Annotated in this window: 14 protein-coding genes and 1 pseudogene; 7 read left to right on the plus strand and 8 right to left on the minus strand. The window is 56.3% G+C overall.

Translation table 11 applies throughout. The features are described 5' to 3' along the window. Positions 1 to 93 precede the first annotated feature (93 nt). The 3 genes from QZ725_RS07315 to QZ725_RS07325 are packed head-to-tail and all read left to right on the plus strand — an operon-like array spanning position 94 to position 4,073. Positions 94 to 2,067, plus strand: a complete 1,974-nt coding sequence (locus QZ725_RS07315) for a lytic transglycosylase domain-containing protein (protein WP_293777954.1) — start codon at positions 94 to 96, stop codon at positions 2,065 to 2,067. A 15-nt stretch (positions 2,068 to 2,082) separates the two neighbouring features. Beyond that, positions 2,083 to 2,811: a glutathione S-transferase family protein gene (locus tag QZ725_RS07320; protein WP_293777956.1), complete on the plus strand. Its 729-nt coding sequence runs from the start codon at positions 2,083 to 2,085 to the stop codon at positions 2,809 to 2,811. Beyond that, entirely contained in the window at positions 2,808 to 4,073 is a 1,266-nt protein-coding gene (locus QZ725_RS07325; RefSeq protein WP_293777958.1) for a multifunctional CCA addition/repair protein, read from the plus strand. Before QZ725_RS07320 ends, QZ725_RS07325 begins: the two co-directional genes overlap by 4 nt. A 31-nt stretch (positions 4,074 to 4,104) precedes the next feature. Here QZ725_RS07325 and QZ725_RS07330 read toward each other — a convergent pair whose 3' ends face one another. After that, positions 4,105 to 4,386, minus strand: a complete 282-nt coding sequence (locus QZ725_RS07330; RefSeq protein ID WP_293777960.1) for a hypothetical protein — start codon at positions 4,384 to 4,386, stop codon at positions 4,105 to 4,107. Positions 4,387 to 4,661: 275 nt separating this feature from the next. After that, on the minus strand, positions 4,662 to 5,294 hold the full coding sequence (locus QZ725_RS07335) for a CDP-alcohol phosphatidyltransferase family protein (protein WP_293777962.1): 633 nt from the start codon (positions 5,292 to 5,294) through the stop codon (positions 4,662 to 4,664). Between the two features lie 219 nt (positions 5,295 to 5,513). Between QZ725_RS07335 and QZ725_RS07340 the strand changes: the two genes are divergently transcribed. Continuing rightward, entirely contained in the window at positions 5,514 to 6,041 is a 528-nt protein-coding gene (locus tag QZ725_RS07340; protein ID WP_293777964.1) for a hypothetical protein, read from the plus strand. Between the two features lie 84 nt (positions 6,042 to 6,125). Here QZ725_RS07340 and queC read toward each other — a convergent pair whose 3' ends face one another. The 3 genes from queC to QZ725_RS07355 all read right to left on the minus strand — a co-directional run bounded on the left by queC (position 6,126) and on the right by QZ725_RS07355 (position 8,852). Beyond that, positions 6,126 to 6,833, minus strand: a complete 708-nt coding sequence (gene queC, locus QZ725_RS07345; protein WP_293777967.1) for a 7-cyano-7-deazaguanine synthase QueC — start codon at positions 6,831 to 6,833, stop codon at positions 6,126 to 6,128. A 203-nt stretch (positions 6,834 to 7,036) separates the two neighbouring features. After that, positions 7,037 to 7,786, minus strand: a complete 750-nt coding sequence (locus QZ725_RS07350; RefSeq protein WP_293777970.1) for a DUF3108 domain-containing protein — start codon at positions 7,784 to 7,786, stop codon at positions 7,037 to 7,039. A gap of 25 nt (positions 7,787 to 7,811) precedes the next feature. Then, positions 7,812 to 8,852 carry a DUF3108 domain-containing protein gene (locus QZ725_RS07355; RefSeq protein WP_293777972.1) on the minus strand — a complete coding sequence of 347 codons (1,041 nt, stop codon included), beginning with the start codon at positions 8,850 to 8,852 and terminating at the stop codon, positions 7,812 to 7,814. A gap of 201 nt (positions 8,853 to 9,053) precedes the next feature. Between QZ725_RS07355 and QZ725_RS07360 the strand changes: the two genes are divergently transcribed. Further along, a complete protein-coding gene (locus QZ725_RS07360; protein ID WP_293777990.1) occupies positions 9,054 to 10,280 on the plus strand; it encodes a branched-chain amino acid ABC transporter substrate-binding protein in 1,227 nt (408 codons plus the stop codon). A gap of 108 nt (positions 10,281 to 10,388) precedes the next feature. Here QZ725_RS07360 and QZ725_RS07365 read toward each other — a convergent pair whose 3' ends face one another. Continuing rightward, positions 10,389 to 11,936, minus strand: a complete 1,548-nt coding sequence (locus QZ725_RS07365) for a sensor domain-containing diguanylate cyclase (protein WP_293777974.1) — start codon at positions 11,934 to 11,936, stop codon at positions 10,389 to 10,391. 242 nt (positions 11,937 to 12,178) lie between these two features. Between QZ725_RS07365 and QZ725_RS07370 the strand changes: the two genes are divergently transcribed. Next, positions 12,179 to 12,973, plus strand: a complete 795-nt coding sequence (locus QZ725_RS07370; protein WP_293777977.1) for a sulfite exporter TauE/SafE family protein — start codon at positions 12,179 to 12,181, stop codon at positions 12,971 to 12,973. Between the two features lie 12 nt (positions 12,974 to 12,985). Here the strand turns inward: QZ725_RS07370 and QZ725_RS07375 are convergent, their stop codons facing one another. Further along, positions 12,986 to 13,426, minus strand: coding sequence for a ProQ/FINO family protein (locus QZ725_RS07375; RefSeq protein WP_293777980.1), 441 nt, complete (start codon positions 13,424 to 13,426; stop codon positions 12,986 to 12,988). An 84-nt stretch (positions 13,427 to 13,510) separates the two neighbouring features. On the opposite strand from QZ725_RS07375, the gene QZ725_RS07380 reads away from it, so the two are divergent. After that, a complete protein-coding gene (locus QZ725_RS07380; protein ID WP_293777983.1) occupies positions 13,511 to 13,915 on the plus strand; it encodes a hypothetical protein in 405 nt (134 codons plus the stop codon). A gap of 85 nt (positions 13,916 to 14,000) precedes the next feature. Here QZ725_RS07380 and QZ725_RS07385 read toward each other — a convergent pair. Further along, positions 14,001 to 14,364 (minus strand): annotated as a pseudogene (locus tag QZ725_RS07385) (TerC family protein); the annotation flags it as partial.

Here is a 14,364-nt window from a genome sequence, read left to right on the forward strand (position 1 = left end):
AAGTCGCATGCTATTCTAGCCGTCAATACTGTGGTCGTTGCAGTCTCTTTGCGAGGCATGGCAGTGATCCTTACCAACAAGGACAGGAAGTTCATGATTGTAAAAAAAGCGTTTGCGCGTTTCATGCTGGCGACAGCCACGACTGCCGCCGCGGTCAGCCTTTCGGCAACGGTATTTGCGCCGCTGGCGCATGCCCAGCGCACGGCCGGATTCGCGACGGCAGATGACGCCTTCCTGGCCCTGCGCGATGCATCGCGGCGTGGTGATGCTGCCAAGGCGGCAGAGATCGCGGCTAGCCTCGGCAATTATCCGATTCCGTCCTATGTCGATTACTACCAGATTCGCCCGCGTATCAAGGATGCATCGGCATCCGATGTTCTCGGTTTCATCGACAAATACCGTGGCACGGCGATCGCCGATCGCTTGCGCAACGACTGGCTGCTGGAACTCGGCAAGCGGCGCGACTGGGCGACCTTCGATGCCCAGTATCCGATGTTCGAACTCAATGACGATACGCAGCTCAAGTGTTATGCGCTGATGTCCAAGGCACTCAAGGGCGGGGACGTGGCAAACGAGGCACGCGCGCTCCTGAGTGCGCCCAAGGATTACGGCGAAGCTTGTGTCGCGCTGATCGGTTTGCTGATGGAAAACAAGCAGTTCGATGAGGATGATCTGTGGTCGCAAATCCGTATTGCCTTCGATACGAACAACGCCGATTTCGTGCGTCGTCTCGTACCGCTGTCGGGCATCGACGATGGTTCGCTGATGACGGCATTCGACAAGCCGGCGCTGATCATCGCGAAGGGACCGGGCTTCCGCCGCGTCAAGCACGAAGTCTATATCGTGGCGCTGGGGCGCGTGGCGCGCAACAATCCGCAGCAGGCTGCCGACGCCTTGTCGTCGAATGATGGCCAGCGCCTCAACAACAAGCAGCAAAAACTCGCGTGGGCACAGATCGCCTTGCAATCGGCCCGCAAGCTGCAACCGGAAGCCGCTGAATACTGGCGTCGTGCCGGCGATGCGCCGCTGTCGAATGAAGCGCATGAATGGAAAATTCGTTCGGCCTTGCGTGCAGGTGACTGGAAGCTGGTGCGTAGCGGTATCGAATTGATGCCGAATGCCTTGCGCAACGATCCGGCCTGGACCTATTGGCTGGGACGCGCACTGGCGGCCGAGGGCAAAAAGCAGAAAGCCGATACCTTGTGGCAATCGATTGCCTCGCAGCCCGGTTTCTATGGGCAACTGGCATTGGAAGAACTGGGGCAACGCACCACGATTCCACCACGCGCTGCGCCGGTGACGGCTGCCGAACTGGCACCGATGGAAAACAATGCCGGCTTCAAACGTGCCTTCAAGTTCTTCGAACTTGGCTTGCGTTTCGAAGGTTATCGCGAGTGGAATTGGGAATTGCGTGGCATGAATGAACGCCAGTTGCTGGCTGCGGCTGAATTCGCACGACGCAATGATGTGTTGGATCGCATGGTCAATACGTCCGATCGCACCGTGGTCGAAGTCAATTACGATCAACGTTTCCCGACGCCGCATCGTAACGTGATGCAGGCGGCGACGCAGAAACTGCAACTGGAGATGGCCTGGGTCTATGGCCTGATTCGTCAGGAGTCTCGCTTCGTTCGCGATGCGCGCTCGCATGTTGGTGCATCCGGCCTCATGCAGTTGATGCCGGCAACGGCACGTTATGTAGCCAAGCGTATCGGTTATAACGATTTCACCGCCGCGCAAGTCAATGAAGTGGAAACCAATGTGCTGCTCGGTACCAATTACCTGAACATGGTGCTCAGTGATCTCGACGGCTCGCAGACGATGGCGACGGCCGCCTACAATGCCGGCCCCGGTCGTCCGCGTGCATGGCGATCGACCCTGGCGCAGCCGGTGGAAGGTGCCATCTTTGCCGAATCCATTCCTTTTGGAGAAACACGCGATTACGTGAAGAAGGTCTTGTCCAATGCCACTTACTACGCCGCCATGTTCGAAAATCGTCCGCAGTCGCTGAAGGCGCGACTCGGCATGGTTGGGCCGGCTGCATTCGTGCCAAGCACGCTTCCCTGATTGACGCCAGACCTTATGCAAACCACCGAACTCGATCCCGGCGTGTCACAGGCGCTCAGCGATGCGCAAAAAAGTGCGCTCAAGCTTGTCATCGCCAACAAGAATTATTCGTCATGGTCGATGCGTCCGTGGGTGTTGATGACGGCGTTTAATATTCCGTTCCAGGAAATCACTGTCCTGCTCGATCGCGAAGATACGGCCAGTCAGATTGCACATTACTCGGCTTCGGGACGCGTGCCGATCCTGTTGACGGGTGAAACCGAGATTTGGGATTCGCTGGCGATTTGCGAATATCTGGCCGAACAGTTTCCCGAGAAATGCATGTGGCCGGAGGACGTCACGGCACGCGCCATTGCGCGCTCGATCTGTGCCGAAATGCATGCAGGTTTCCGCGATCTGCGCAGCGCGATGTGGATGAATATTCGAGCGCGTTTCCCGGGCAAGGGACGTACGGTCGGCGCGCAGGCCGATATCGGCCGTATCAGCGAAATCTGGGAAGATTGCCTGGCGCAGTCGGGACCGAGCGATTTCCTGTTCGGTGACTTTTCGATCGTGGACGCCTATTTTGCGCCGGTGGCCACGCGTTTCCGTACGTATGACGTATCGCTGGGGCCTTTGCTCGATGCCTACGTCGAGCGCGTGCTGACCTATCCGCCCGTGGCGCAGTGGATCAGTGCGGCAGAGCAGGAAACCACGTACATCGTTAAATACGACAGTTATCCCGACTCTGCCGATCCTGCATGAAAACCTATGTCGTTGGCGGTGCAGTACGCGATGCCTTGCTTGGCGTGCCGGTCAAGGACAGGGATTATGTCGTCGTCGGCGCCACGCCTGAACAGATGGTGGCGCTAGGTTACCGACCGGTTGGAAAAGATTTTCCGGTATTTCTGCATCCTTCCACGCACGCGGAATATGCGTTGGCGCGAACCGAGCGCAAGACCGCGCCTGGTTACAGCGGTTTTGTGTTTCACACCGATCCCGATGTCACGCTTGAAGAGGATTTGATTCGCCGCGATCTGACCATCAATGCGATGGCTCAGGATGACGATGGCGAGATCGTCGATCCTTTCGGGGGACAGACGGATTTGCAGCAGCGCCTGTTTCGCCATGTGTCGCCAGCCTTTGCCGAAGATCCGGTACGCATCCTGCGTGTCGCGCGCTTTGCGGCGCGCTTTCCCGATTTTGCCGTGGCGCAAGAAACCAATCGCCTGATGCAGCAGATGGTGGCGCAGGGCGAGGTCGATGCGCTGGTACCCGAACGTGTCTGGCAGGAATTGGCGCGAGGCTTGATGGAACAAAAGCCTTCGCGCATGTTTGCCGTATTGCGCGATTGCGGCGCATTGCAACGCATCCTGCCCGAACTGGATGCCTTGTGGGGTGTGCCGCAACCCGCGCAACATCATCCTGAAATCGATACCGGCGTGCATGTGATGATGGTCATTGATTACGCGGCAGAGCAAGCGTGCAATCTCGCCATTCGCTGTGCGGCATTGCTGCACGATCTGGGCAAGGGCGTTACCCCGCCCGATTTATGGCCGCGCCATCATGGTCATGAAATGCATAGCGAACGGCTTATCGAGGCGGTGGCAAAACGCTTGCGCTTGCCCAACGATTGCCGCGACCTGGCGTTGATGACAGCGCGCGAGCATGGCAATGTCGGTCGGGCATTGGAACTGCGCGCAAATACGATCGTGACATTACTTGAACGCTGCGACGCCTTTCGCAAACCCCAACGTTTCAGCGATATGTTGATGGCATCGGAATGCGATCATCGTGGCAGAACCGGATTCGAGCAGCGGCCTTTCCCGCAGCGCAGCTATTTGCAAGGGGCGATGGAAGCTGCTTGTAGTGTAAATGGTGGCGAGGTGGCGGCGTTAACGCGTCAGCGTTATCCCGAACGTGCCGAGAAAATTCCGGAAGCGATACGCGATGCACGCATTGCCGCCGTCAAGGCTTATATCCACACCCATGCGGCAAGGCAAAACGGCGCACCTGAAGAAGACTAAAAGTTGGCGACGTTGATCGATGCAACGTCGATCACGTCATCGGTACATGGCGACGATTTGCCAGCAGGTAGCTACGCAATTCCGCGCGCGTCACTACGCCATCATGATTGGCATCGATCTTGTCGAAATTGTCGACGATGACGGCAATGCCCGCATTTTTGGCTTCATCTCGCGTGATGCTTTGCACGGGATTGGAAACTTGTACGGCCTGAGGATAATCGTTTTTCGTCATGTGGGCCGTAACGACGGACTGCGCGACGGCAAGGTTGGCGAAAAGCAATGTGGTAATGGTCAAAAGCGTTTTGGCGTTCATTTGATACTCCCCTATCAATAATACGCAGCCCGCTTATTGAAAGCCGAATGTCATATGTTCCCAACCGGATTTACCGATTGTTACACTTGTGACAATTTCATGAAATGAGGCAACATCGCATGAAATAAGGCAATACGTTACGGGCAGGAGGAGTGTGAGCCGATCACTCACCTGTTTCCGTGCGAAATCACACAGTAGGTTTCAAGTTGCTTAACTTGAAATAAAAACGCCATCGAGAACGATGGCGCGAGAGTGTAAAAAAAGCGAAGAACAGCTTAGAACTTGGGGATATGCAGCGTCTTGCTGATCATTAGAGTGCCAGAGAGCGCAAACAACAGGGCGACGGGATGCAATTCCCAAGGACCAATCAACCAGCTACCGCCCCAGAGTGCATCGCCAACCAAGGCTTTCGATGCCATCCAGGCCAGAATGCCGGTAATGACGACACTCGTAGGGATCGGCGTACCTTCAAAATAAGCCACCTTGTCGCCGCCTGCAGAAAGCGATTCTGCCGTGACATTGAAACGCGCCAGACGGCTGACACCGCAGCAGACGAAATAAATCAGTAGGGCACAATCCCATCCGCCTTGCAGGCCCGCGGCAAAGCCAAGTGCGGCGGGGGCGATGCCAAAGGAAATGACGTCGGCCAGCGAATCGAGTTCGCGGCCTAGCGCAGAATGCTGGCGTCGCCAGCGCGCAATTTTCCCGTCGAGTACGTCAAAAATGAAGGCGGCCGGGGCCATGGCGGCAGCCGCATAGAAATGTTGCAGCGACTGGCTGCCCATGTACAGCATTGCCAGAAATACGGCGGCGACGCCACAGGCGGCGTTGCCTAGCGTGAAGAAATCGGCGAGGTGAAACTCGCGCAGCATCGAAAAATGTTTGCGAGGAGGTTTCGTGGTGGACATGGAGTGCGCAGCACCTTTCGTATGTCGGTAGTGGCAAGCCACAACGGTTGAATTGCGTGACAGTATCGCATCGTTCCCGCATCGAGGAAATGCCGTGGCATGATCATTGTTGCGGTTGCATTGCAGGGCGTAAGTCGGTTACCGCACATACATGATGCGCAAGTCTTCCTAGACTGCGAGCTGACGTCACACCCTATTTCATTCCTACAAGGAGGCGCCATGTCATATCGTTCATCGAATCAAGCCGGAAAATGTCTGCTGGGCCTGTCACTGGTCGCTGCCAGCCTGTCGTTTGCCGTCACGGCAAATGCCGCCACCCCCAAATCGGGCGATGCCTATCAGAAGGAACGCCAGGCTTGCATGGACGGCACTTCGCGCCAAGAACGCACCGCTTGCCTGCGTGAAGCAGCGGCTGCACGCGGCGAAGCCAAACGCGGCAATCTGACGGAAAGCTCTTCTTACGATGGTAATGCAACCCAGCGTTGCAATGCCTTGCCTGCTGCCGATCGTGATGATTGCGTACGTCGCGTCCAAGGCGGAGGCACGGTGTCGGGTAGCGTAGAAGACGGCGGTCTCTACCGTGAAACGCGCACCACGGTGCCAGCAGCACCGATGTACGCGCCTATGCCCGCACCTCTGCCACCAGATAATGACCCCAACGCGAATGCAAATGCACGTCCTGCTCCGCCACCAGTGCCTGCTGCACCGATGTATGCCCCAATGCCAGCCCCGGTGCCAGCACGCTGATCTGAGATCAGGAGTCAATAAAAAAAGCGACCATGCGGTCGCTTTTTTCATGTCTGTTTTTCGAGCGGCCGGGTAGCGATGCTCTCAGATAGCTTCTTGCGTATAACGCTGGTAACCACGCGCGCGCAGTTCGCACGCCGGGCACTGTCCGCAGCCATAACCCCAGTCGTGTAACGTGCCACGTTCGCCCAGGTAGCAGGTATGGGTTTCGCTGCGAATCAGATCGACCAGCGTAGTGCCGCCCGTTTGTTTCGCCAGCGACCATGTCTGCGCCTTGTCCAGCCACATCAACGGCGTTTCGAGTTTGAGGCGTGTTGCCATGCCGAGATTCAATGCCACCTGCAGCGCCTTGATGGTGTCATCACGACAATCGGGGTAACCGGAGAAATCGGTCTCGCACATGCCGCCGACGAGTACGGTCAACCCGCGGCGATAGGCAACAGTGGCAGCGACCGTCAGGAACAGCAGGTTGCGCCCGGGGACGAAGGTGTTGGGAAGACCATTTTCCTGCATGGTGATGGCGACATTGCTGGTCATCGCCGTATCAGAAATGCGCGAGATCAGCGACAGATCGATCATGTGATCTTCGCTAAGCCGGGCATCCCAGTCCGCCGAGCTGGCGCGCAGTTGTTGAAGTACGTGCGGTCGTACGGCCAGTTCGATGGCATGACGCTGCCCGTAGTCGAAGCCGATGGTTTCAACGCGCGCATAACGTGCCAGCGCCCACGCCAGGCAAGTCGTCGAATCCTGTCCGCCGCTGAACAGGACCAGTGCGCCTTCTTGGGAAATCATGAATACCTCATCATTAAAGCAGGGAGATTATTGCTTCTGGTCTAAACGAAACAGGCAACCCGAAGGCTGCCTGTTTGGGCCCAAGCGCGATTATAGAAGGAGCGCATTCGGCATGCAGTAATGATGATACTTCTGGCAATGCATGCGATCGATTACTGCCAGTCTTGGTTGTTTGACTTGCTAAGCGGCTTTAATGCACAACGTTACTGCGGGGTTATGCGGGTGATCGTCTGCTCGATGAAATCACCATCCGGTTCTGCAAAACGGATACGTACCGGATACCAGTTTTTCGAGGGGGCCAGCCACAGGTCGATTTTCTGATCCTTGTCGCCATTGCCAGCCGACTTGCTGACCTTGACAGCAGAAATGTCACCCATGCCGGTTTTCAGCGTCTCGGCCTTGCCGACCTTGAATGACCAGGCTTCGGCATTCTTCTGCCCTGCCACGAAAGCGGAAATGGTCGAGCCGGTCTTGAATTTGGCCGGCGTGGTGCGGGCGATGGTGGCTAGTTGCCAAACAATGCTGTTTCTATCCTGTTCGCCACCCTTGATCGGGTAAGTGGCATCCGAAGCATCGAAGCGGATGGTCTTGCTTTCGCGATCAAAGGTCGTGGTGGTTGCTTCCTTGCGGAAACGTTTTTCGATGGACTTCTCCGGGGCCAGACCTTGCGCGTCGACACGGCCTTCACTGCGTGCATCGAGAATCTTGCCGACGATGGAGGCGCGGGTTTCGTTGGCGATCGAATAGCGGCCGTCGCCTGCACGCCACTGCACACCAGCATTGCCGCTCAGCGACAATCCTTTTTGCACGGCATTGATCGCATAGTCGAGATCGGCGGAAGGCGGCGGATTGGCAGCACCTTTAGCCGTCTGCGCAATAGCAGGAGCCACAGAACAGGCAAGTGCACCTGCCAGCAGCAGGGAAGTAAAAGTCGAATGGCGTGTTTGCTTCATTGTTCTCACCAATAGTGGATTGTCGTTATTGAGACCCGGCAGAGGCTGAAACGTTCAGGCGCGTCAACACCATGTCCAGCACGTCGCCATTCGGTTCCGTGTAACGTAGCCGCACAGGGTACCAGCCGAGTTCGGGCGCCAGCCATATTTCGAGTGTCTGATCGTAGAATCGAGCACGTGGCGCACGCAATAGTCGCCAGGTTTCGATTTCCTTGCCATCAACGCGCATCGCTTCCTTGCCGATGACAGCGATATCCCAAGGTTCTGCCGTACGCGTGCCGGCAACCACGATGTGCAAGCTTGCGCCAGGTTGTATCAGGGTGGGATCGCCGCGACCGATGCCTGCCAGTTGCCAGATGATGCTGGCTCTATCCTGCTCGTTACCGGCACGCGGGTAGCTGTTGGTGGAAGCGGAAAAACTGATGGTTTGGCGTTCGCGATGGAAGTGCGTATTGGTTTCGGCACGGCGCATGCGTTTCTCTGCATACAGTTCCGGGGCGATACCAGTGTCTTCGATACTACCGCTGCTAGTAAAGCGCAAGGCCGTGATGAACAGGACGCCGAACTCGCCTTCGATTTCGTAGCGGTGCGGGTCGGCTTGCCAGCAGATCGTGCCACTACCGTGCATGGGCGAGCCATTCGCTGGTGTTTTTTCTACATCGAAGCGCAACAAGGCGGATGGCAACAGACTCACGCGATAGTTTGGTGTGCTGGCGTCTGCATGTTCTTCGGCGGCGTGCGCCTCGCTGCTGGTACTTTGCGGAGAGGTCGCCGTTTTTTCTTCGGTTGACGCGACTGTAGGTGTTGTCGTGGCATCAGCAGTTGCGCGTTCGATGGTTGGTTCGGTTTGCGGCATTGGCTTGCTTTGTCGCACAGGCTGCTTTTTCATGACTTGTTTTGCCGCTATCGTGGGTTGGGCTGGCGTCGTCATCGCGGGTGGCGTGATGAGCGTGGCAGCGACCACTTCGGCCTGCTTGTAATCGTGCGAGGCGGCAGGTGTGGGTAATGGAATAAGGTCGCTGACGCCAACGATCAATATGGTGTGCAGAAGCAGAGACAGCAGCAAGATCGGCAGCCAGCGCTGGCCTCGAAGGACAGGCCGGGAAGGTATCGAAGAGGTTGCCGAATCGTGCATCGCGCTAGTGTAGCGGCAAGACTTGATCTTGCGCAGGGGTACCCGGCATGGCAGACGTAGAATGACGTTTTTTTTAATAAGTGGATCTTGAGAATGCCGATCAGGAAGTTGCTTCTTTTCGTGTGTCTTGGCATGGTGTGTGCGGCGCACGCTGCCACGCCGATCACTTTGGGCATGATCGATGGGATGTCAGGGCCATTTGCTAATGCCGGCGAGGCCGTGGCGCGCAATCTGCACATGGCGATCGATACCGTCAATGCGCGCGGCGGTGTGCGTTTGCCAGACGGGCGCCATCCCTTGCGGCTGGAAATTTTCGACAACAAGCAGGGCGTGGAAGAGTCGTTGATCGAATTGCGACGGCTTACCGACAAGCGAATTCCTTTTGTCTTGCAGGGCAATAGTTCCGCAGTGGCGGCCGCCTTGGTGGATGCGGTTGAGCGGCACAACCGTCGTTCGCCCGACAATCGCGCCCTGTTCCTCAACTATTCTGCAGTCGATCCGGCGTTAACGAATGCGCAATGCAGCTTTTGGCATTTTCGCTTCGATGCCGATGCCAACATGCGCATGCATGCGTTGACGGAAGTCGTTCGTAACGATCGGCAGGCCAAGCGTGTCTACCTGATCGGTCAGGATTACAGCTTCGGCCGCATGGTGGCGGAAGCGGCACGCACGCAACTGGCCGCCAAGCGGCCCGATATCGCGATTGTCGGCAACGAGCTGCATCCGATCGGCAAGATCAAGGATTTCGCACCTTACGTCGCCAAGATCAAGGCTAGCGGTGCCGATACCGTCATTACCGGTAATTGGGGAAATGATTTGACCTTGCTGGTCAAGGCTGCGCGCGAATATGGTCTGGACGCGAAGTTCTATACGTTCTATGGCAATAGTCTCGGTGCGCCGGCGGCAATCGGCGATGCCGGTGTCGGCCGTGTGCGTGCAGTGGCGGAATGGCATCCGAATGCGGGCGGTATGCAGGCAGGAACTGCCAGCGATGGTTTCTACCGCGCCTTCCATCAACGCTATCCGCAGCCGCAGGACGACTATCCGCTATTGCGCATGCACGTCATGATCGAGATGCTGGTGCAGGCCATCGAACAGGCTGGTTCAACCGAGGCGAGGGCGGTGGCATTCGCGTTCGAAGGAGCACACTATCGCAATGCTTTCCATGATGCGACCATGCGAGCGGCTGACCATCAGTTGTTGCAGCCCTTGTATGTCTCCGTTATGCAGCGCGTGAGTGATGGCAGCATTCGTTTCGATAATGAAGGCAGCGGTTATGGTTTTCGTACAGAACGACGTTTGGCTACAGAAGATACGATTTTACCGACGACATGCAACATGCGCCGGCCGACACGTTGAACGGCTGACTGAGCTAGGAAGAATTCCTTACCTCGATTTTTTGCCTTTTGTTCCCGGATTTTTTGCTCGGATCAATCGCTTATCGATCCGAGCGATAAATGTATTTTTTTAGTCGTCTTCGCAACACACCCGATCGCGTCCGCCTGCTTTCGCTGCGTACAGCGCCTTATCGGCAGACTTCAGGAGATGCGCGGCAAGATTGGGATCTGCTTGACTTGGCGTGCAGGCCGCGACACCCGCACTGATGGTGACAATCCTGTCCGGGTTTGCAGTATGTTCAATGCCAAGCGCACGAATCGCAAGTCGGATTTTTTCGGCAATGGCAATAGCGCCTGTCAGATCGGTGTCTGGTAACAGAACGATCATTTCCTCGCCGCCATAACGCGCTGGCAGATCGGTTGCCCGGTTGGGGCCCTTTTCACGCAACATGCGTCCAATCTGGCTAAGACATTCATCGCCAGCCGGGTGGCCATAGCGGTCGTTGTATTGCTTGAAGCGATCCACGTCGAGCATGATGATGGCAATCGGACTCTGGTTGCGTGCCGCGCGCTGAAATTCGATTTTGTAGGTCGCTTCAAATTTGCGCCGATTGGGCAAGCCTGTCAGAACGTCGATGGAAGCCTGCGTTTCAAGCTCGCTGTTGAGATCCTCCAGTTTTTCCTTGGCATCGCGTAGTTCGTATTCGACAGCATCCTTGGCATTGATCATGTAGACCAGTCGTACACCGATAATGCCGAGCAATAGCAGTAATAAAGTGGTGAGGAAAATGATTTGATAGGTTTGTGTTTGCCAAGTGGCGAAAATATCTTCCTTGGATAAAGCGACTGCGACCAGCAAGGGATATTGTTCGAGATGTCGATAGCTATACAGACGCTCAGTGCCATCGATATTGGCTACCAGCATAGCCGTGCCAACTGGCCCTTTGCTCATGTATTCGCGGAATACAGGACCTTTCGAAATATCGTAGCCGACCGCAGTTTCTTTTTGCGCCAGACGGACTAACAAAATACCCTTGTCAGTTGCCAACAGAATCGTGCCGAAGTTACCTATATTGAATTCTTTATAGTAGTTTCGGAAGAAATCGACACGGATAGTCGCCAGCGCGATACCAGCGAATCGACCCGATTGGTCATTGACTCGACGCGAAATGGTGATGACCCATTCATTCGTAATACGGCCGAGGATCGGTCCAGCGACATGCGGTGCCCTATCGGGGGACTGTGCGTGAAAACGGAAATAGTCACGATCGCTGATGCTGGCCAAGCGCGAGCGATCCGGATAAGAATGTGCGATCACCGCACCCGTTGCATCGTAGACAGACAGGTTGGACAGCATCGGCTGATCTTGCATGATCTCTGTCAGCAATCGGTGCAGTGCGGGTGGCTTTAGACGATGGGTTTCCGTGCTTTCCATTTCTGCGACGATCCCACGCAGGATGTTGTCGGTGGACTTGATCGTGTCGCTTGCCTGCTGCGCCATGGCGCGCGCCATGTTCGCGGTAGCGCCCTTGCTCTGTTCGAGAGTTTGCACCCGTGTCTGCCAGACGCTCCACACCACCAGAAAGATGAGTGAAATCGCAATCAGGTACATGAGAGTCGCGACTGTACCAAACAGCGGACGTTTATTTTCGAGGCGGTTCTGGTGTGCAGGTGGCAACAATTTTGGTCGGACGGGAAGTTCAGGAAATTGGATGGGACATAGTGTACTTCAGTGCCTGACGTAACCAAGATTTTGACATGCTTTAATTGGAGTGGCGGTCGTATAATCGCCCACTTCGTTGCGTCGTTCTTCTCACGGTTTCAATGGTGTCTTGTCAAAAGCATTGTCTTGAACAGTAAGGCCGTGATGTTAATTACTTTCTTTTATTTTCTTTGGCCGTTGATGCGGAAAGGCTGTCGATGATCTGGTTTGCTGCCTATGTGATGGCCGGTGCCTTCGTCGGTGTACTGGCCGGACTGCTGGGAATCGGCGGCGGCATGACGCTGGTCCCCATCATTGCAGCATTGTTCGCAGCCCAGCATTTTGCGCCAGATCACATCGTGCATATGGCATTGGCTACCTGCATGGCTTCGATCGTATTCACGTCGAGTTCCAGCGTGCGCGAGCATCTGAAGTTCGACGGTGTTGATTTCGGTATCGTCAAGCGCATGACGCCGGGTTTGCTGGTCGGCAGTCTGTTGGCGACTTCGGTATCGGCATGGATCCCGCAGCGTCTGCTGGCACTCAGTTTTGCCGTGATCGTGATGCTGGGCGCGACGCAGATCATGCTCAATCGCAAGCCTTCTGCTTCGCGTACGCTCCCTTCCGCTTTTCCGCTGTTCCTGATCGGTGTCGTGTTTGGCATCATTGCCGGTCTGGTGTCGGCGGGCGGGGCGTTTTTGACCGTGCCTTACATGATGTGGTGTGGCGTACCGATGAAGAAGACCATCGGCACCGGCGCCATGATGGGTATTCCGCTGGCGATCGTGGGCACGATCGGTTATGCGATATCGGGCTGGCGCGTGGAGGGTTTGCCGCCGTACTCGGTCGGCTTCATCTTATTGCCGGCGCTGATTGGGATCGTGTGCGGCAGTGTATTCACGGCACCGCTCGGCGCGCGGTTGGCGCATCGTCTGCCGGTCGTGACGCTCAAACGCATCTTCGCCTGCCTGCTGTATGTGCTGGCGGCAAAGATGCTATGGACGTACTGGTGAAGCGCTGCGAATTCAGTTCTTGCGCGAGAACTTGGCGGCCAGTTGATTGAGCTTGTCCGCCCGCTGACGCTCGGCTTCCTCTGCCTTGCGTTGCGCTTCTTCTGCCTGACGCTGTGCCTTGCGCGCTTCTGCATTTTTCTTGAAGCGCTCTTTCAACGTGGTTGCCGCGTGCGAACGATGTTCGTCGGTCACGGCATCGGCTTGGGTGCCGTCCAGATTAAAGCGGGCCGTCGCTTTCTCCATCGCCTTCAGGTAGCGTAGCGAGTTGGTATGAATGCCCAGTGCCGTGCGCAGCATCTTGCGGCTGACATCTGGCCGTTGTGCGAAAAGCTGCTTGTCGATGCCGATGGCAAGGGGCTGAAATTCGCCGAAGACGGGGAAGGTATCCTGCAAATCCTTGAGCAACGTACGTGCGTTGGGAGCGGTGCTTGGCGTGGAGTCGTTGGTTGTCATGAAACTATGTGGGCCAGGTAATTCAGGCGGCAGGATAGCACGGCGTTTGCCTCCGCCTCAATGACATGGAAAAGGAAAGAGGGAATGGTTGCGTTTGATGACCAATTTGATACCAATTTGAACCCGCGTCCTTGGATCGTACTGAAGACGACTTATGACGTGGAAATGTGGATAGAACACCAGAATCGCTACCTGCAATCCGTGGCTGGTAAACATCGTCCTGAACGTTGCGGCATCGCGTTCATGCTTGAAGCAGGTGGTGTGTTGTATTTGCACACAACACAGGAAGGCGTGGTGCTACTCGATGTACCCGAAGAGGCCGAATGGGTAGCGCCTCTGCTGACGGCAGCCACCGGGATTGACGCGCCAAACGGGCAGGTATGGCTTCTGCCGTCTGATTTATTGACGCAACTGTTGCTGGGGTTGAGTCCCTTGCTGTCTGCGACCAGTCTGGTCGTCGATCACGATTTCCGCATGCCAAAGCGTTGATCATTGCAGAGGTACCAATAAAAAAGCCGGTTCTAGTGAGAACCGGCTTTTTACAAGAACCGCTGAGTGTACGGTTTTTGCGCGATCAGGCAGCTTCGGCCGGTTTGTTGTGACGCTTGGCAAGCCAAGTGCCGACGGCGATCACGCCGAGTGCCAGAACCAGACCAGGAACGCTCAGATGGCTGCTGCCGAACAGGGCGATGTCATGGTGCGGGATATGGCTGGCGATCCACGGCTGCACAGCCGTATCCGAGAACAGCATTTCACCGGCAAGGTAGCCAAGCAGGCCGGCACCGAGCGTGATGATGATCGGGAATTTTTCCATGAGCTTCAGCACGATGGCGCTGCCGAACACAATCAGCGGCACGCTGATGGCCAGGCCGATGATCAGCAGCGTGATATTGCCGTTTGCTGCTGCGGCGACACCCAGCACGTTGTCCAGACTCATG

It is taken from the genome of uncultured Oxalicibacterium sp. (assembly GCF_913776015.1).
GTDB lineage: Bacteria > Pseudomonadota > Gammaproteobacteria > Burkholderiales > Burkholderiaceae_D > Oxalicibacterium.